The organism is Acetobacter lambici (assembly GCF_011516885.1).
Classification (GTDB): Bacteria; Pseudomonadota; Alphaproteobacteria; order Acetobacterales; family Acetobacteraceae; genus Acetobacter; species Acetobacter lambici.
This window is the reverse complement of record NZ_WOTD01000003.1, coordinates 46242-64186: the sequence shown is the minus strand read 5'-3', so window position 1 is coordinate 64186 and position 17945 is coordinate 46242. Positions and strand designations below refer to the sequence as shown.

Annotated in this window: 14 protein-coding genes and 1 pseudogene; 10 read left to right on the top strand and 5 right to left on the bottom strand. The window is 54.3% G+C overall.

Going from position 1 to position 17945, the window contains the following annotated elements; translation table 11 throughout:
• The first annotated feature begins 3 nt into the window (after positions 1-3).
• Together GOB86_RS03100 and GOB86_RS03095 are read left to right on the top strand one after the other, a co-directional pair.
• Positions 4-744: a sensor domain-containing diguanylate cyclase gene (locus tag GOB86_RS03100; protein WP_338421506.1), complete on the top strand. Its 741-nt coding sequence runs from the start codon at positions 4-6 to the stop codon at positions 742-744.
• Positions 745-952: 208 nt separating this feature from the next.
• A complete protein-coding gene (locus GOB86_RS03095; protein ID WP_242012474.1) occupies positions 953-1903 on the top strand; it encodes a DMT family transporter in 951 nt (316 codons plus the stop codon).
• Positions 1904-1939: 36 nt separating this feature from the next.
• On the opposite strand, the gene GOB86_RS03090 is transcribed toward GOB86_RS03095, so the two are convergent.
• The gene (locus GOB86_RS03090; RefSeq protein ID WP_165990916.1) at positions 1940-2677 is read right to left on the bottom strand and encodes a hypothetical protein; all 738 of its coding nucleotides are present in this window, start codon (positions 2675-2677) and stop codon (positions 1940-1942) included.
• Between the two features lie 396 nt (positions 2678-3073).
• Between GOB86_RS03090 and GOB86_RS03085 the strand changes: the two genes are divergently transcribed.
• Complete coding sequence (locus GOB86_RS03085; protein WP_165990915.1) at positions 3074-3280, top strand: cold-shock protein; 207 nt, start codon at positions 3074-3076, stop codon at positions 3278-3280.
• A 76-nt stretch (positions 3281-3356) separates the two neighbouring features.
• Here GOB86_RS03085 and GOB86_RS03080 read toward each other — a convergent pair whose 3' ends face one another.
• Complete coding sequence (locus tag GOB86_RS03080) at positions 3357-4556, bottom strand: MFS transporter (RefSeq protein ID WP_165990914.1); 1200 nt, start codon at positions 4554-4556, stop codon at positions 3357-3359.
• Between the two features lie 216 nt (positions 4557-4772).
• Between GOB86_RS03080 and GOB86_RS03075 the strand changes: the two genes are divergently transcribed.
• From GOB86_RS03075 to GOB86_RS03065, 3 genes are all read left to right on the top strand, one after another.
• On the top strand, positions 4773-5366 hold the full coding sequence (locus GOB86_RS03075; protein WP_165990913.1) for a TetR/AcrR family transcriptional regulator: 594 nt from the start codon (positions 4773-4775) through the stop codon (positions 5364-5366).
• Between the two features lie 400 nt (positions 5367-5766).
• Entirely contained in the window at positions 5767-7158 is a 1392-nt protein-coding gene (locus GOB86_RS03070) for an NAD-dependent succinate-semialdehyde dehydrogenase (protein WP_165990912.1), read from the top strand.
• Positions 7159-7357: 199 nt separating this feature from the next.
• Complete coding sequence (locus tag GOB86_RS03065; RefSeq protein ID WP_165990911.1) at positions 7358-8650, top strand: NAD(P)/FAD-dependent oxidoreductase; 1293 nt, start codon at positions 7358-7360, stop codon at positions 8648-8650.
• A 150-nt stretch (positions 8651-8800) separates the two neighbouring features.
• Here GOB86_RS03065 and GOB86_RS03060 read toward each other — a convergent pair whose 3' ends face one another.
• From GOB86_RS03060 to GOB86_RS03050, 3 genes are all read right to left on the bottom strand, one after another.
• Positions 8801-10666, bottom strand: coding sequence for a hypothetical protein (locus GOB86_RS03060; RefSeq protein WP_253543753.1), 1866 nt, complete (start codon positions 10664-10666; stop codon positions 8801-8803).
• 364 nt (positions 10667-11030) lie between these two features.
• On the bottom strand, positions 11031-11762 hold the full coding sequence (locus tag GOB86_RS03055; RefSeq protein ID WP_165990910.1) for a Crp/Fnr family transcriptional regulator: 732 nt from the start codon (positions 11760-11762) through the stop codon (positions 11031-11033).
• Positions 11763-11931: 169 nt separating this feature from the next.
• A complete protein-coding gene (locus GOB86_RS03050; protein ID WP_253543751.1) occupies positions 11932-12519 on the bottom strand; it encodes a DedA family protein in 588 nt (195 codons plus the stop codon).
• Between the two features lie 430 nt (positions 12520-12949).
• Here GOB86_RS03050 and GOB86_RS03045 point away from each other — a divergent pair, with 430 nt between their 5' ends.
• The 4 genes and pseudogenes from GOB86_RS03045 (at position 12950) to GOB86_RS03030 (ending at position 17611) form a co-directional block, all read left to right on the top strand.
• Positions 12950-14056 (top strand): hypothetical protein, encoded by a 1107-nt coding sequence (locus GOB86_RS03045; RefSeq protein ID WP_165990909.1) that lies wholly within the window; start codon positions 12950-12952, stop codon positions 14054-14056.
• Entirely contained in the window at positions 13965-15482 is a 1518-nt protein-coding gene (locus GOB86_RS03040) for an autotransporter family protein (RefSeq protein ID WP_165990908.1), read from the top strand. The genes GOB86_RS03045 and GOB86_RS03040 overlap by 92 nt, the downstream gene beginning before the upstream one ends.
• A pseudogene (locus GOB86_RS03035) lies at positions 15424-16242 on the top strand (GMC oxidoreductase); the annotation flags it as partial. The gene GOB86_RS03040 and the pseudogene GOB86_RS03035, both read left to right, overlap by 59 nt.
• Complete coding sequence (locus GOB86_RS03030) at positions 16235-17611, top strand: cytochrome c (protein WP_165990907.1); 1377 nt, start codon at positions 16235-16237, stop codon at positions 17609-17611. The pseudogene GOB86_RS03035 and the gene GOB86_RS03030, both read left to right, overlap by 8 nt.
• The last annotated feature ends 334 nt before the right edge of the window (positions 17612-17945 follow it).

Below are 17945 nucleotides of genomic sequence, written 5' to 3'. Positions count from 1 at the left end.
GCCGTGTTGTGTACTCCCATTTGGCGGGATGGCCAGATATGGGCAATCATGACCTTTGTCTCCCCTCAGGCGCAGGTGTTTGACGAACACAGTATTGCCCTGTGCAAGCGTGTGGCCAGCCTTCTGGGGCATGCTCTGGATAAGCTTGATGTGAAGCAGCGGATTGAATGTTTGCAGGAGCAGGAGGCCCAGCGTGCTCGACATGATGTGCTGACGGGCCTGCCCAACCGTCTAGCACTTACGGAATATCTTCCCCAGGCTCTTGCCCGCGCCCAGCGCCACGGCACCAGTGTGGCCGTTGGTCTGATTGATCTGGACGGTTTTAAACACGTGAATGATACGTATGGGCATGAAGCCGGGGACAGGCTTTTGCAACAGCTTGGGCAAAGCCTGCAAGCCCTGTTACGCCAGACGGATTACGTTGCCAGACTTGGGGGGGATGAGTTTGTTGTGGTTTTTGAAGGGCTGACAACGACTCAGGCAACCGAGCAGGTGGAAATTGTTCTGAACACCTTGCACACCGCTGTTGAAAAACCTTTTGCGGTTACACCAGAGGCATCGGCCACGGTGGGTATGACCTTGGGCCTGGCTCTTTATCCGCAGGATGGTGGAGATATCGAACACCTGCTCAAGCGTGCCGACATGGCCATGTATCATGCGAAACAGAATAAAAAAACGCGTGAAAAATGGTGGTTTCTGGCGAATGACCTTGCGGATGGAACATCAGACTCCCACGTGTCCTGAAGTGCTCTGCGGTTTGGGGGCATGGATGGGGGATCTTTCTGTATTCTGCTCTGTCAGATCGTATGCCTGATCCGGTCAGGGTTTATTAAAAAAACTGATACCAGAAATGCAGTGCAAAAAATTGCGTTTTACTTTGTGCTGGTCTGCCCTTATTGCTACCAAATACTATCCTGAATGCAGGATTTTTCTCACAGATATAGCGGCTTCAATGGACACCAAGACTCTCTTTTCCGGCATGGCGTTGGCTTTTGGCGCTTATGCGTCTTTTTCTGTTAGTGACGCATTTTCCAAATTGCTGGCTGGCCAGCTTGACCCATTTGAAGTTGCATTTTCAGGCGGGATTTTCGGTTTTCTTATTCTGCCATTTATCCGCAGGCCCGGTGAATCCTATCTGGATATCGTCAGACCGCAGGAATGGGGCATGTGGCTTCTGCGGGCGGGCTGCGTTTTTGCAGCGACAGCCGCAAGCGTGGAAGCCTTTATGCTGCTCCCCATGCCTGAAGCCTTTTCTCTTATGTTTTTGATGCCGCTGTTTGTAACGATCCTGTCCGTTGTTCTGCTCAAGGAAAAGGTGACATTCTGGGCATGGCTGGCGGTTGTGCTGGGGTTTGTCGGGGTTCTTATTGTCCTTCGGCCCGGGTTTAGGGCTCTGCACTGGGGGCATTTATGTGCGCTTATTGCCGCTATTGCCAATGCTGGGAGTGTGATCGCCTACCGTCTGGCGGACAAGGAGCGCACACGTCTGTCCCTGTTCGGGTCAAGCCTGATTGGTCCCCTGCTTGGTAACGGGATTCTTATGGGGTGGCATGCGCAGTGGCCAGCAACCATAACGGCTTGGATATACCTGTTCGGTTATGGTTTTCTGGCAGCGTTAGGCCAGTTGATGATGATGATGGCAACAGCCCGGGCGCCGGCCAATCGTGTGGCTTTGCCGCAATACAGCCAGATGGTGTGGGGGGTAGCCCTGAGTTACCTTGTGTTCCGCCAACCGCTGGATAGCTGGACATTTGTCGGCATTATTGTGCTGATGTCTTCTGGCATCCTGAATTGGGTCAGGCAGAGAATCCGTTATGAACGGATGGCCATGAAGGAACGCATGGCGCGCCGTAAAGCCCGTAAGGCAGACAAGGCTGGCAAGGCGGGGCAACTCGCCAGCTAATTTGTTCAGTTGTGGGGTGCTTTGCAGTCTGCTGGCTCAGGTTTCGATAATTTTTGAACCAAAAATGGCAGATTGTAAGATGATCGTCATGGCGATGCGGGCATCCATGACGTTGAACATGGTGCTGAACAGCATGCCTGCGGCAACATTCATGGCGGCACCCCAGAATTCTTTGGGCAGTGGGCCATGTGGTCCCGGTTTGTCGGGATAATTTTGCAGAAAAATGGGTTCCATATAGACCCACATGGCCTCACGGAGGTCTTCTGTGGCGATCAGGGGACGATAAGCGGTGGCTACATCGGGTATGCCCTCCTCCGCTGTGCCCAGCCGACTGGCAACACATGCGAACTGGGCATTCAGGTCTGGAAAATCCTGAGGGGAATAGCCCTTTTGCAAGGCTGGGCTGCTCAGGCAGGGCCAGAGGCCGGGGTTATGCAGAGCTGTGTCGCCCTGCATCAGGAGTTGGTTGAGCTGTTCGCCAAACAGGAATGTGCGACCCCCGGCAAGTGTGTGGGCCATCATATCCTGCTCTGGCCGCAATCCTGACTGGATTAATGCAAGCAGGCTGGTCTGGGTTGCAAACCCGCAGACACTCCCCAGTGCTGCAAACAGTGTGGGCGCATGGACACGCCTGTTGTCATCTTGCAAAGGGCGCGGAAAGTTGCGCACGATCTCGGCTGTAACAAGATTGAGGATAGCCGCCTGAGGAAAATCTTTCCAGACAACACCATCCGCGCCTGCTGTCTGGTTTTGTGGGGTGGGGGAGTGGGGCATGCAAACAGGCCTTGGTATTGTGTATGAAGTGGCCCGTTCCATAACCCGAACAGCAGGTTCCAGCCAGTCTGGGGGTGTGAGGGGGCGAGTTATAAGCCGCGATCATGAGGTTAAAAAGTTATAAAAATGGGAATATGAGAAAATAAATCGGAAGAGTTTATAAATTAATATAACCCTATAATTTCAATATTATGGATAATTTTAGGCGTCTTATAAAATAAAATTCCGATCATTATAAAAATTACAACTTGCATTTTTGTTGGCATTATGTGAAAAACAAAAAGTGGATGCTCTTATGAGGCTAACTGGTGCGCGTTGTGTCAGTATTGTCCTGTTAGAAGTTACGATTGCGCACGTGTTCTGTGCGCGACCACTACGTTAAAAAGGAGCCTAGTTATGACAACAGGCACCGTAAAATGGTTTAATTCGACCAAGGGTTTCGGTTTTATCCAGCCTGAGGATGGTTCGCAGGACGTGTTCGTTCACATTACTGCTCTCGAACGTGCAGGCATGGCTTCGCTCAGCGAAGGGCAGCAGATTTCTTACGAAATCGAAGCTGGCCGTAACGGCAAAAAGTCTGCTGTCAATCTCAAGGCAGTTTAAGACCAGACTAGCAGAAATGCTGTCTGAAGCCGCCTCTCGGGGCGGCTTTTTTTATGTCCAGTTTTTGGCTTAAAATTCAGGAATGCTCCGGCGCTCGCTTTAACATGTAGCTGATGACCGCACCGCTCAGGCAGCAGGCGGCACTTGTCAGGAACATGGCGGGGTAGCCCGAGAATTCAATAATCGGGCCAAGTGTAAAGCCCGAACAGGCTATCGCCAGGTCCAGAAAGATGGAATAGGCGCTTAATGCAGCACCTCGGTTATGGGGGCCTGCCTTGTTAACCGCCAGCACCCCCAATGCGGGGAACAGGAGCGAAAAACCGGCACCTGTTAATGCGGCTCCAAGGAGCGCACTGGTGTGTGATGGAAAAATGCCAATAATGACCAGCCCCACGGTTTCGACCAGAAGGGACACGATGGCAACAAACACGCCTCCACGGCGTTTGATCTGTGCCGCAAAGAAAAATCGGATACAGACAAACACCCCACCAAAGACCGCCAGCGCGGTTGCCGCGCCACTCCAATGGTGTGCTGCATAATACAGGGCCAGAAAAGACGAAATGGCGGCAAACCCGATGGAGCCAGCCGCAAGAGCCGATCCATGCCAGAGCACCAGCCGCAGCGCCTTGCGGAAGGAAACGGGTGTTTCCGTCGATGGATGTGGCTGGGCTCCTTGGTAAAAACCAATCAGAGCAAGCCCGAGCAGAGGTAGAGCGGCAGAGAGGCCGCCAACCGAGACAAGACCGCCATAAGGTGCGGGCAGGAGTGCCAGAACCGCGCCAATCGGTGCGCCAAGAGCAATGCCCCCGTAAGAACAGATGCCGTTCCACGATATGGCGAGTGCGGTGTTTTCAGCTCCCGCGCGGTGGATGTTCCATATAATAACGCCCGTTGCTGTCCAGCTTTCCGCCCAGCCTAAAAAAAGGCGGCTGAGCAGCAGAATGCCGAGCGATGCGGATGGTACGTTCTGTAACGCTCCCGCCCACCCCATAAGCAGGCCAGAGCAGACGCAGCTCAGTAGTCCCCCGATCACCACGGGTTTTGGGCCTATTTTGTCCACCAGTCGCCCGGCGGAAGAGCGGGCGGCAAATGTGGCTACGTATTGTAAGGCAAAGGTCAGACCTGCCAGTGTTGTGCTGTAGCCAAGTGTAGTGTGCACAAAAATGGTCAGAACCGCATTGGGCATGCCGATAACAATATAGACAAGCAGGTTGAACAGAACGACGGAAAGAACCTTCCTGATCGGGGATGAGTCTGATGTCTGTGCAATGACCATGACCCGATTGGAACAGATTTTAGGAGGTTTGCACAGCAAGTAAGCGTGTTGACTGCAATGTGGGGAGGCCGGTGCAGGCCCGCATTGGGGGTTTGCTGCACGTGGTATGAAGGACTGTTGGGCGTCGCAAAGAATTGAGCTGTGTAAAAAAAGAATTTATAGACTGATCGGTCTAGTTGTATTGACTGTTGTTTATGGATACTCTATCAAATATGCATGAGTGTTGTAGAAAAGCATAATGCAGCCAAAAGGCGTATTGTAGAAGCCGCACGGTCTATTGTTGGCGAGCGTGGGTTTTCTGCTGTAGGTATTTCCCAGATACTGGACGTGGCGAGTATTCCTAAAGGATCATTCTACCATTATTTTGATTCCAAGGAAGCTTTTGGTGAAGAACTTTTGCGGATCTACATGGATGATTATCTGCAAAAAATGGACACTCTGTTCTCGTCTGACGTGGGCAACGCAGCAGATCAGTTGTTTGCGTATTTCCGTTTCTGGCAGGAAACGCATGTGGACGGAAAAACGGGCGATAAATGCCTGATTGTTAAACTTGCAGCCGAGGTTTCGGACCTGTCCGAACGTATGCGCAGGATATTGGATTCCGGAACGGCCAAAGCCATTGACCGCATTGCCCGCACTATTGCGGAAGGGCAGCAGGAGGGGTCTGTGCAGCGTGGCATGGAGGCGCAGGCTCTGGCAGGCGCTTTGTACCAGCTCTGGCTGGGAGCCACCCTGATGGTCAAGATTACTCATCGGTCCCAGCCATTTGAAAAAACGTGGCAGGCATCCCAGCGGCTACTTCTTCCCTGATCGGGCGGCGTGGCGTGGTAAACGGCACCGCAGAGGTCTTTTTTTAAAGTCTTTATTTACAGCCCTGTGCGCGACATGCAGGGCGGGTATGAGACGATCGGTCTATTTTCTACGTTGACCGCATCTATATCCATACATATATAGACAACATGAACAGCACAGACCAACAGGGTCCGGTTTTGGCGGGCATGTTTGTTGTGCAGAGTTATGGTCGTGCACTCTTGTTGCGAGTTGCAGGCAAATGGAAGCGGCGGCGGGATGTCTCCTTCTTATTTGCGAGCATATAAGTCGACCGGTCTACTTTACAGTCCTCCCGTATGTCAGTTTGGTCTGGCAACGGGATGCAGGGCAGGCTGTCTATATGTCTGCCTTGGATACCTTTAATACTTGTGAGGAAAAAATGGCCTACGCGACAACAAACCCCTATACGGGCGAAGTTCTAGCCACGTTCCCCGATGCAACCGATGCGGAAGTTCAGCTTGCCCTGACGCAGGCCCACGCAGCTTATGAAAGCTGGCGCGAAACATCCTTTGCCGAACGTGCGCGGATCATGAACGCGGCTGCTGCCATTTTGCGCCGGGATGTGGATAAATACGCCCTGCTTGGCACGCTGGAAATGGGTAAGCTGTTCGAAGAATCCAAAAAGGAAGTCATTCTTTCAGCCGAAATTTTTGAATATTACGCCAAGTTCGCCGAAGAACTGCTCAAGCCTGAAGCCCTGCCCGTTGCCGACCCGTCGGAAGGCAAAGCAATTCTGGTGCATGAACCGCTGGGCATTGTGCTGGCAATTGAACCTTGGAACTTCCCATTCTATCAGGTTGTCCGCATTATTGCGCCGCAGCTTTCCGCGGGGAATGCCGTGCTACTCAAGCATGCGTCCAACCTGCCGCAGTGTGCCGCCGCCTGTCAGGCCCTGATGGAAGAAGCTGGCCTGCCCAAAGGTCTGTTCCGCAACCTGTATGCTGCCCGCCCCCATACGGCCATGATTTTGAATGACCCCCGCGTATGCGGTGTGGCCCTGACGGGGTCCGAAGGTGCTGGGGTTATTATTGCTGGCACGGCTGGTAAGGCGCTTAAAAAAGCGACCATGGAACTTGGCGGGGCAGACGCCTTTATTGTTCTGGACGATGCCGATGTGGAAAAAGCCGTAAAATGGGCAGTGCTTGGCCGCCATTGGAATGCTGGTCAGGTTTGCGTGTCCGCTAAACGCCTGATTGTAGCAGACGCGGTGTATGATCGTTTTCTGGAACTGTACAAAAAGGGTGTTGCCGAACTTAAGGCAGGCGACCCGATGGACCCTTCCACCACGCTGGCACCGCTCTCTTCGCAGGCAGCCAAAGATGATCTGCACGATCAGGTGACACGGGCCATGAGCCACGGTGCGAAGGTGGAAGTGATTGGCGCGGCTGTTCCGGGCAAAGGTGCGTTTTTCCAGCCGCTGCTCATGACAGGTCTGGATGAGAATAACGAAGCCCGTCATTGGGAGTTTTTTGGTCCTGTTACACAGCTTTACCGCGCAAAAGACGAAAACGACGCCGTGCGTATTGCCAATGATTCGCCTTATGGTCTGGGTGGCTCGGTCTTTACGCGTGATGAGGCGCGCGGGGCGCGTGTGGCGGCACGGATCCGCACTGGCATGGTGTTTATCAACCACCCGCTGGTACCAAAAGCGGATCTGCCGTTTGGGGGCATTGCTCGCTCCGGTTACGGGCGTGAACTGATCGGGCTTGGGATTAAGGAATTTATCAATCACAAGCTGATCAACACGGTTGATATTGACGCACCGTTCTAACGCATACCCCCCCCGGTGGAAGTTAAATTCCACCGGGGATTCAAAAAACATACGACCTATACTTGATATTTTTCTAAAAAATATCGGTAAAAAACTCCCAGATCAAAATAATTCTACTGTGTTTTCCAAGCGGAAAACCCGCTGCGTCTGTGTGTCTTCTCTTCCATTCTGCGTTTTTTTAAAGAGGTTTGTAAAACCGATGTCGTCCAGGTCTGAAATTCTTATTGTTGGCGGTGGTGTGGCCGGGCTGGCTCTTGCAACGCGTCTGGGCAAAACTCTGGGCAGGCAGGGGAAGGCCCGCATTACTCTGGTGGATAAGAGCTTCTGCCATGTATGGAAGCCCATGTTGCATTGTTTTGCGGCAGGCACGGTCATGAACGAGAATGACCGCATCAGTTTTATGTCTCAGGCCAGCGGCAATCATTTTGAATTCTGGCCGGGTGAGGTCGTATCCTTGGACCGGGAGAAACGGGAGGTCACCCTAAGCCCCTTCCATGCATCCGATGGGACCCCCGTGCTGGAAAGCCGGACGCTGACCTATGATGCCATTGTGCTGGCGGTGGGCAGTTGTGCGAACGATTTTGGCACGCCCGGTGTTAAGGAAAACTGCCTGTTTATTGATAATCTGGTGGAAGCCAATTCTTTTAACGAGAAGTTTCGTATGGAACTGCTCAAGGCTTTTGCTAACACGTCCAAGCTCGATATTGCCATTGTTGGCGGGGGTGCCACGGGCACACAGCTTGCTGCGGAACTGCACAAATCGCTCGAAATTGTGGACCCGGTCAGCCTGCACGCCTTTGGCAAGGAGCCACCCAAGCTAAGCATTACGCTGCTCCAGTCTGGTGTTCGTATTCTACCTGCTTTTCCCGAATCCGTATCAGCCGCCGCACAGCAGGAACTGGAGCGTATTGGGGTTACGGTGCGCACATCCGCCAGAGTGGCAGGAGCGGACGAGACCGGCTTTATTCTCAAAGATGGCACGCATGTGCCTGCAACGCTGCGGGTGTGGGCGGCTGGGGTTCGTGCACCGGAAGTAACCCGTGCTTATGGTGGGCTCTCGCTCAACCGTTCGGGCCAGATTCAGGTTAAATCCAACCTGAGCTCTGTGGATGACGACCGGATTTTTGCAATGGGGGACTGCTCCTTTATTGTAGACGACCCGTTGCCTGCCACCGCGCAGGTTGCCCGGCAGCAGGCTATTCATCTTGCCAAACATCTGCCCGCATGGATTGAACATGGCACGGTGGTGCCTTCATGTATTTTCCATAACAAGGGGGCCATTGTTGCTTTGGGCAATTATAATGGTTGGGCCGCCCTGCCAGGTGGGCGCGTGTTGGGTGGCGGCTTTATGCGGGGGCTTTCCGCCCGTATTGGTCACATGATGCTTTACAGAAAACATCAGGTTGAACTGTACGGATGGCTGCGTGGTCTGGCTTCCATTTTTGCGGACAAAATTGAAACCTTTATTCGCCCCCCCGTGCGGCTGGATTAAGTCCGGGGCCGGATATGTGAGCGGATATGACCGCAAGGTCGGGGCTGGTTGCCTCGTCTTTGCGGTTTTTCTTTTGGTCCGTCGGGTTCATGTTCATGAGGGCACGAAGCGACTGGTCGGGTAGGGGGGGCTGGCTCAGATATCAGCCCCTCAGTTCTGGAAAGGGTAGTACCGGAAGGTCACAAAAACTGTGTTGCCGTTTACGGTCGGGCGGGTGGACGTTCCGGAATCCGTAACTCCGCGGAAGGCAAACTTGCGCACGTAGGTGTATTGCAGGCCTGCCATAACGCTGCCGTAGTGGCCGTCCAAAAGGTGCCACCATCCGCCCATTGTGTAGGATATGAGCGATTGGGTCTGGGCATTGCAAACCCCCAACATAAGAGAACAGCCTGAAAGTTTGGCGTTGGGGGAGCCGTAGCCATAATAGCTGCCATCCGCGCCCTCATAAACCGCGCGGTGCGCGGCTTCCACACCGCCATAGGTGTAAAGCAGCAGATTGTCTGTTGGGTGACCGATCAGGCCAACGGAGCCAATAATCTCGCGCAGGGGGGCGGGAGCACCAGTGCTGCGTAAAGTCATGTCAGGCAACTGGCTGGGACCATACCGGCCGATCCCTTTGCCAGCCAGTACATCGCCCACAAGCTGCATTTTTCCAGACAGGAGTGGTACGGCCATGGAGCCGCCAACGCCCCCGCCAAATGCCACGCGTGAGTGGGCCTGACCACCAAGCCCACCACTGCCGCCACCATTGACAACAATGGTACGGAACCACCGTGCCAGACCGTACAGTTCGTAATGGCCAACAGAGGTATCAACCGCAGTTTTGAGAACAATATCCGGCGCGGCATCAAGGCTGTAATGGGCTTCGGGGTCCAGCATGCCTGTGCCTGTGCTGTTATAGATCACGTGTGGGCCAGAGGTCTGGCCCATGGCTGGGGGAAGGTTCCCCCCCGAATCCAGTGTGGAATCATCAAACCCAAGGGTTGCCTGTGGGGTTTCAACCGACAGGCCAAGCCACCATTTGCGGTGGAAGTCCTTGATAAAGCGCACCTGCGGAACACGGGTGAAGGTAACACCGGGAATAAGGTTGCTGTCCACAACCGGGGGGAGCTGCTCATGCCTGCGCAGCAGGGTGTTGGTGTAGCCCGTGGTCAGGCTCCATGCCTGACCAGCCAGAAAGTGCAGACCGAGGTCCCGGTCATCCGCCGCCAGATAAGCCTGCCGCATTCTGGGCACGTAGCTGTTGGTCTGCACTGCGTTGGAATTGCTGCCAGAGCCCCCAAAATCGCTTTCCACATAGGCTTCAACGGTCACACCTCTTGCCGGCTTGCCCTCTATCAGCAGGCTGAAGCGGCTTAACTGGGCGGTAGGGCGGTATTCGGAGGCGTGGGCATTGGGGTTGCCGGAATAGGGGAATGCGCCCCAAGGGGTGGCGGGGCCTGCGGTCAGGTTTTTGTCACGGTAGATATTGGACATATCCACAAATCCACCAAGTTTGACCGAGACTGAACCAATTTTAAAAATAGGGGGCAGACTGTCCACTTCCGTCTGGGTCAGTGCCGTCGGGCTGGAAGAAGACAGGTTGATACTTTTAACGCTCTGCGGTTCTTGCGCTACGGTGGTCGGCGTGGGGTCGGCGGAAAATGGCTCGACTGGCTGGTCATTTATGCGGACCGGACCTGCCAGTTCCCCGGCCCCTGGGTTGGTCATGGGTGGCAGGGATGCGGCATGTGTTTTTGCCGCGCCAGCCGACCGCAGGCCGGGAGCATATTGGCCTGTGTGGTTCTGTTCCCCACCGGGCAGATGGCGCAGGGCGGCATGGGTTACTTTCTGGCTTTTTTGCAGGTCTTTGACCTGTGCCTGAAGTTGCAGCACCATACTGCGGAGTTGCGCGATCTCAGCACTACTGTCCGCCTGTGCGGACCGGGGGAGGCACGTCATGCAGCCTATGGCGCAGGACAGTCCAAAGTACCAAAGCTCCTGCTTGCGATTATGTGGAAAAGACTGTTTTTTCACCCTGACCGATCCTCGTGTGGCCGGTCTGAGACGACTGTGTTTTGAACGTCCAACCGGTAACGAAGCAGTGATTTAACGGGAATTGCCCCGGGGTAGATATGCCAATTTGGCGACCCATCCATACAGGCATCAATCCCGGTTAGGGCTTGTGCTGATTGTTGCCAGTGAGAGTTGAATTCTGGCGGCCCCGCAGGGGCGCAGGATGGCTATGCCTGCTAAAAATCTCTGAAAAACTGAGAGACTTCACTGTATTGATAAAAACGGCAAATAAGAGAAAACCAGAATTCCGCATAAAAATAGGGGCCAGATGGAATGAGTGGCCCGCCTGACGGCAAAGATGGCCAAGAGTTTATATTTGCGTATCTTATGCCTCCAGCAGCATGTGGGTGTTAAGCTGTATCTGCCGGTGGTTGATTTTTTTTATATAGTTTCTGGTTTCCAGATATTTGAAAATTCTGCTGGTTGTTTCAAAAGTCATACCCAGATAATCGGCAATGTCCTTGCGGCTCATCACCAGTGTCAGCACCTGTGTGGTGCGGTCAAAATATTCGGGCCGTTTGCTGTAATCCAGTAAAAAACCGATCAGTTTGCTTGTCGCTGTTGGGCAGGACATAAGAATAATATGGTTTTTGGCCGCCATAAGGGAGGCCGTTTTCTGCTTGAGCAGCAGGTCCATGACACCCGGATAGTCCTGTGTAAGGGCCTGTACGGCGCTACGGCGCAGGCGTTTGAGATGAACGTCCACAAGTGCAATGGCTGACCAGGCGTAAACCTCGTTTTCCACAATGCCGAAAAACCTGTCTGGCCACAAAAAGTCGAGCACCAGATTGCGGCCATCCTCAAGCTGGTAGTCCAGCCTGAGTGCTCCAGATTGGATGAAGTAAATAAAATCGGCACTTTCACCTTGCCGGAACACAACGCTTTTTGCGGGTTTTTTAAGATCAGTCCAGATTCGTTCCAGCGCGGAAAAGGCTTCCGCCATCAGAATGTGCGGAGAGCTTGGGCAAAGGGCGCCAGAATGTTGCGGGTGGTGCAGGGGGTTAACGTGCAGCACGTTGCTGGTTACCGCACGAACAGCAGTGGAATGTTCTGCCAATGATCTTGCCCATAGTGTGTTACCCCCATGCCGGTAAAGCCTTGCTATCGTGATGACGAGGTTGGAGTCAGGCTTACAAATAAACGAAACGGAACCGTTTCACAATATCGTCAACCACCTCACTCATCTGGGGGTAACGGCAGGATCACCCGGCCGGTGCGGCTATGTTTTAAGTGGGAGAGGCCAGAGTTTTTTCTTCAGCAAGCGCGAGTTGTGTCAGATGTTTTTCGTTTTTACGTAAGAAGAGACCCGAGCCAAGCAGACCAATAACGGTCAACACACCTATGGCTATACCTGTTGGGCCGGAAACTTCGGATATTTTGCGTCCCAGCAGGTAGGTGCCCATCGTATATCCGCCAGCCCAGCACGTGCCGCCCAGCGCGTTAAAAAGCATGAAGCGCTTCCAGTGCATGTTGCATGCCCCAGCCAGCAGGGCCACAAAGACGCGCAGGACAGAGACAAACCGCCCCAAAAAAACAATGGCGCTCCCATGGTGGCGAAACAGATACTGGCCAAGAACAAGCCGTTCCGGGGTCAGGCCGACCTTCCTCCCATGTTTTTGCAGGAGTGGTAGCCCGAAATGCCGCCCGATCAGATAACCAAAATTATCCCCGATAATCGCCCCGGCAATGGCAGCCAGAGCAACCCCCTGAATGGCCAGATGGTGGGTTTTGAGGCAGTAAAGTGATGCGGTGATGATGCAGGTTTCGGCCGGAACGGGCAGGCCCATGCTCTCCATCAGGACAAGCAGGGTCACGATGCCGTAACCGTAATGCTGAAGCAGCGTATCCAGATGATGTAGCAGGGGGAGAGTCCTTTCTGGTGGTTCCGTTTTCTGATGCAGTCAGAGTGTTCGAGGTGGAAAGGCTTTCTGTTGCATGGCTGCATTTCCAGATGGGTGTGGGTTGTAGCCAAGGGCCAGAGTATTTTCGTGTGGGAGGGAGTGGTGGTTTAATGTTGTGGTTTGAGGCTGGGAATAAGCGTAAATTCAGTTTGTAATTTAAGAACAAAAATAATTAAGTCAATAAAATTCAAACAACAGTATTTATAATCAATTAATACAGAAACAAAAACATTCGATAAACAGCAATAAGCGTTTTTTTAACGCTCAATATATCTCCGGATGTGTTTAGCATAAATCTAGATTCACGGAGAATTTCATCTAATCTGATAAGGAATACAGGCGCATGGCTTTTGATCATGCAGGCTTTTTTACGCGGGTAAACAGGACAAACGCAGTCCTGTTTACCCGCGTAATGACACGTGCGGCCATCGTGTTCGGGCCGGTTTTCATTGTGGTTGTGTTGAACGTGGCAACCCGGCAGATCGCCTGTGCGGAGGCGGGTTTGTATCTGGTCGGGAGCAATAACACGTACACTGTTAACGGTTCGGAAAGTTTTTCTGGTGCCAGCAACTGTTCCAGCCAGTATTTTGTCTCTCCTGTCTGTGTGGATGGAGGGGCGACACTTCAGGTGGTGGGAACTGGCGCCACGCTTGTATCCCAAAGACAGGTTTTTGTTGGGTACAAAATAGCGGGGACCAGCACTCTTTCCATTCAGGATGGGGGGAGCGTGCTGCTGAACCACACTGTTATACAGGCAGGCTGGAGTGGGGGAGATGGTCTTATCAATGTTTCCGGTGCGGGATCACGGATTGTCACGTCCCCAGACAGTATTCTGGTGGTGGGAACTGGGGATAATGGCAATGCAGGTAGTCCGTTTTACAATACGGGACAGACAACCTACGGCGGACTGAGTGTAACGGATGGTGGGCATGTTCAGGTCGGAACGGTGGCTGTGGGCCTGTACGGCAATGGAGAGGGCGCCGTAACGGTTGATGGCCCGGACTCTCTTTTGCACGTGGTGCAGGATTACTACGTGAATGGTGGTTCGGGGGGCGATGGAGGGAGCGGTACAACGCAAATCAGCAATGGCGGAAGGCTGGTTGTGGACGGGCAGATCTCTTTTGGAGGAGATGGGACGGATGGTACCGGCAGTCTGATTTTACAATCCGGCGGTACGCTGGAACTGGGCGACAAGGTGGAAAACGGTCAAACGGCCAGCGCTCTTCTGGATCAGGAGGGGGTGGGTGGACAATCAAATCTGGTTTTGTCTGGTGGAGCCATCAAACTTATCAATTCTGGTCTGAACACGGCAATGGATATGCAACTGACAGGCGGTGTGCAGTCCACGTTGGATACAAATGGCAGAACAGCAGTGCTGTCAGGTACACTGGCGGGCGACGGGGGGGCTGGCCAAGGCGGGGCAGGGCACGCTTATTCTCTCGGGGGTTAATACCTATGCCGGGGCGACGGAGGTGCAGTCTGGCGCGCTGGAGGTTGATGGTGGAGTGGCCAGTGCAGTTAGTGTAATCAATGGTGCAACACTGGCCGGGGAGGGGAGTGTGGGCACAACCACCGTTTATTCCGGTGCAACCCTGTCGCCCGGAACAGCCAGCCATGGTGGTTCGTTGACCATAACAGGGGATCTGGCCATGGCGCAGGGTTCCACCTTGCAGCTCAATAACCTGTCCACCACTCAGCCAGCGCTCCGGGTGACGGGGGCTGCCACCTTGTCTGGTGGCACCGTGCAACTGCCGGGTGTGCAAAACCTGCATTACGGCGAGCAATATACTTTGTTATCCGCAGCCATGGGTGTGAGTGGGCAGTATGATGGGGTGGATGCTGCTCAGGCGAATATCTATCCATTTTTAACGCCAACCCTGTTGTACACAGCAGATACAGTTAATTTGCAATTGCTGCGCAATACTGTGCCCTTTTCCGCCGTGGCGCGCACACGTAACCAGCAGGCTGCGGGGAATGGATTGCAGGGGGTGGCACTGACCAGTTCTGTTGTGCGTGCGGTGGTGCAACTGGGGGGTGTGCGCGCGGTTGATGCGGCGCTGGATACTTTGTCGGGCGAAATTCATGCATCCATACGCACGGTTCTTTTGCAGGATGCCCAGTACATGCGGCAGGCCGTATCTGACCGCTTGGCAGGCGCGTGGTGCGATAACGGGTGGGCACAGAGTGGTCTGCGCGCGGCGTCGGTCCATCAGGGTCATGTTCTGCAAAGTGAGGGATGTACTCGCGCGCAGACCGTGATGTGGAGCGAGGCCTATGGTGGATTTGGTCATAATAGTGGCGATGGCAACGCCGCCAGTCTGAGTCATTCCACCTCTGGCTTTATAATGGGGGTGGATACGTCGTTGGGGGAGCGCGGTCTGTGGCGTGCTGGTGGGTTGGTCAGCTATGGCCGTTCCATGGTGGATGGCGGAGGGCGGAGTTCCTCCGGCCAGAGCAACAACATATCACTGGGGGGGTATGTAGGGGCACACTGGGGTGGATGGACCCTGCATGTGGGGGCAGGTTACACGTGGAACCTGCTTTCCCTTTCACGCAAGGTGGCGTTTGCGGGGTTTGGCAATACCTTGTCCAGTCAGTATGACGGCGGCACCGCGCAGGGGTTTGGTGAGCTGGGGTATCGGCTCCATGTGGGGCGCAGTGTGCTGGAACCGTTCGGCAACATGGCGTACCTTAACCAGCATACCGGTTCTTTTCGGGAACATGGCGGGGTGGCCGCGCTGCGTGGCGGGACTGCTGATGCAGGGATTACATTTGCAACGTTCGGGCTGCGGGCGTCCGCTTCATTTCTGACGCATGGAGCGTGGGTTACACCGCGTAACAGGCAAATACTTTGTAATCGCGGCGCATTGTATTGAGACCGCCAAGCTGATGCTCCTGTCCGCTGATGAGCAGAGTCCCGATGGGGTTGCCAACAGTTCAGGCCATGTCGGCCGGAACATGATGGACCATACCGGGGTGCAGGTTACGTTTATCAGCGGGGACAAAGCGCTCTGGCCGGGGCGTGGACCGCTGGAAACCAACGTGATCGACAACTTCCGTGATGGGGACTGGCGCAACGAGCGTGGTGCCTACCTTGTGCACATGGTGGATGACAATCAGGTCGACTTTGCAACCCAGCTTGCCATTTCCAAAGGCTATGTCGGCCGGGAACTGGAAGAGCAGATCCGTTATCTGGCATCGCACACAGTGCGCCTGTTCAGCCACAACGAAGCCCTGCCAGACCCTGAAAATCGCTTGACCCTGAGCAAGACGGAAAAAGACGCGCTGGGTATTCCGCACCCGCAGGTCTATTATAAACTGCCGCAATATACCGTGCGCAGTTGTGACCATACGCGCAGTGTGTTCAAGCAGTTAATCCATCTGATGCACGGCACGGACGAGGAATGGACACCGGGTTACTTCCCACAGGATCATCCCTCGGGCAGCACCATCATGGGGGTAGACCCCAAGGACTCCGTGGTGGACGGGCATTGCCGTACGCATGACCATGAGAACCTGTTTATTGCCAGTTCATCTGTCTTTTCGACCGTGGGAACGGGGAATATTACCCTGACCGTGGCCGCCATTGCGCTGCGTGTTGCCGATACGTTGAAAAAAGAACTGCTCCATGGCTGATTTCAAACATATTTTCTGGTCCGTTCTGTTCGGGAGTGCTGTGCTGGGGGGACTGCATGCGGCTCCGTCCCATGCGGCGGATGACGAGCAAGCCCTTATGGCCCGCGGTGCGTACCTTGCCACAGCGGGGGATTGTGTAGCCTGCCATACACGCCCCGGCGGCAAGCTATTTGCCGGAGGGCTGGAAATTGCCACCCCCAAAGGGGCCGTTATTTCCACCAACATAACACTCGACCCACAAAATGGGATCGGTGCTTACACGCTGGATGATTTTGAAAAAGCCCTGCGCCGTGGCCTGCGCAAGGATGGAGCTTATCTTTACCCCGTTATGCCCTATGTATCCTATGCCGGGCTGACGGATCAGGACGTCAAGGCGCTGTACACGTGGTTTATGCATGGTGTGCAGCCGGTGGCGGAAAAACCGCCGGAAACAGAGATCGGGTTCCCGGGTAATATCCGTATGTCCATGATGGCGTGGAACATGCTGGCAGAGAGCGAAAAGCCCGAAACCGGGGATTCCTCAACCTATGACAAGCTCCGCCGTGGTCATTATCTGGCGACAGCACTTGAGCATTGCGGCACCTGCCATACGCCTCGCAACTTCATGCTGGTGGAGCAGCAGGACCAGTACCTTGCGGGGAGCCAGTTGAATGGCTGGTTCGCACCCAATATCACGCCCAGCAATACAGGCGGGATAGGGGACTGGAGCGAGGATGATCTGGTGACCTACCTTAAAACAGGCCATGCCAAAGGGCGCAGTCAGGCGGCAGGCCCCATGGGGGAAGCGGTTGAGCACAGCACAAGCCACCTGAGTGATGAGGACCTGCACGCTCTGGCGGCCTTTATTAAACAGGTACCCGCACATGATGATGAGATGGAACATCAAGCGCGGGACAGCTTTGGCAAGGCAATGCAGGAGCCGGACATAAGGTCGGGAATCGTCCACCGGGTTGATGATCTGTACGAAATGGGTGGTGCGGAACTGTATGATGCAAACTGTGCCGCTTGCCATGGCAGCAGTGGCGCAGGTACTGCGGATCAGTATGTGCCCTCGCTTTACACGAACTCTGTTGTAGGGTCAGGGCGGGTGGATAATCTGATCATGACCATTCTGGAAGGGGTGAACCGCTCCACACCTTCCGGTCATGTCAGCATGCCATCCTTTGGTAGCCACTCCGACGTACAACGCCTGAGTGATGCCGAAATTGCCAAACTGGTTAATTACCTGACCATCAGGTTTGGTAGTGGGGATCATCAGGTCAACGCGGAGCAGGTTGGCGCCATGCGTCAGCCACATCCTGTGCCAGCTCCGGTGCCTGCCGCCGCTCCGCAGGAAGCTCCCAAGCCCACACCGCCCGACCACCCGTAAAACGTTTTGCCGTGGCGGATGCGTCATGGAACAGCACTATATGCGTTCGGGTGTGCCAAAACCCATAAAGTCTGCCCCGTTCGCCCGTGTTTTGGGTGGATGGGGCAGACTGCGTTGGGGCATGGTAGATGAATGCTCTATGCTAAAACAGCATAAGACGGTAATTGAGAGCGCATGGTGCCAGCCGTGCCCCGTCTGGCGTCAGGGAAAGCCATCAAGGCCGATTGTACAGTCATAAGGTTACTTGCATGTTGCTGCCTCCCTCGCTGATATTGGGCGTTGGTGATTTTGGTCGGGAGTTATGAGTGCTGCGGCTTGTCAAAGCCGATGGAAT

What these genes read in the sequence shown, in the direction of transcription:
- GOB86_RS03095 (WP_242012474.1), top strand. Translation starts at nt 953, where the DNA reads ATGGACACCAAGACTCTCTTTTCCGGCATGGCGTTGGCTTTTGGCGCT.
- GOB86_RS03090 (WP_165990916.1), bottom strand. Translation starts at nt 2,677, where the DNA reads ATGCCCCACTCCCCCACCCCACAAAACCAGACAGCAGGCGCGGATGGT.
- GOB86_RS03085 (WP_165990915.1), top strand. Translation starts at nt 3,074, where the DNA reads ATGACAACAGGCACCGTAAAATGGTTTAATTCGACCAAGGGTTTCGGT.
- GOB86_RS03080 (WP_165990914.1), bottom strand. Translation starts at nt 4,556, where the DNA reads ATGGTCATTGCACAGACATCAGACTCATCCCCGATCAGGAAGGTTCTT.
- GOB86_RS03075 (WP_165990913.1), top strand. Translation starts at nt 4,773, where the DNA reads ATGAGTGTTGTAGAAAAGCATAATGCAGCCAAAAGGCGTATTGTAGAA.
- GOB86_RS03070 (WP_165990912.1), top strand. Translation starts at nt 5,767, where the DNA reads ATGGCCTACGCGACAACAAACCCCTATACGGGCGAAGTTCTAGCCACG.
- GOB86_RS03065 (WP_165990911.1), top strand. Translation starts at nt 7,358, where the DNA reads ATGTCGTCCAGGTCTGAAATTCTTATTGTTGGCGGTGGTGTGGCCGGG.
- GOB86_RS03045 (WP_165990909.1), top strand. Translation starts at nt 12,950, where the DNA reads ATGGCTTTTGATCATGCAGGCTTTTTTACGCGGGTAAACAGGACAAAC.
- GOB86_RS03040 (WP_165990908.1), top strand. Translation starts at nt 13,965, where the DNA reads ATGGCAGAACAGCAGTGCTGTCAGGTACACTGGCGGGCGACGGGGGGG.
- GOB86_RS03030 (WP_165990907.1), top strand. Translation starts at nt 16,235, where the DNA reads ATGGCTGATTTCAAACATATTTTCTGGTCCGTTCTGTTCGGGAGTGCT.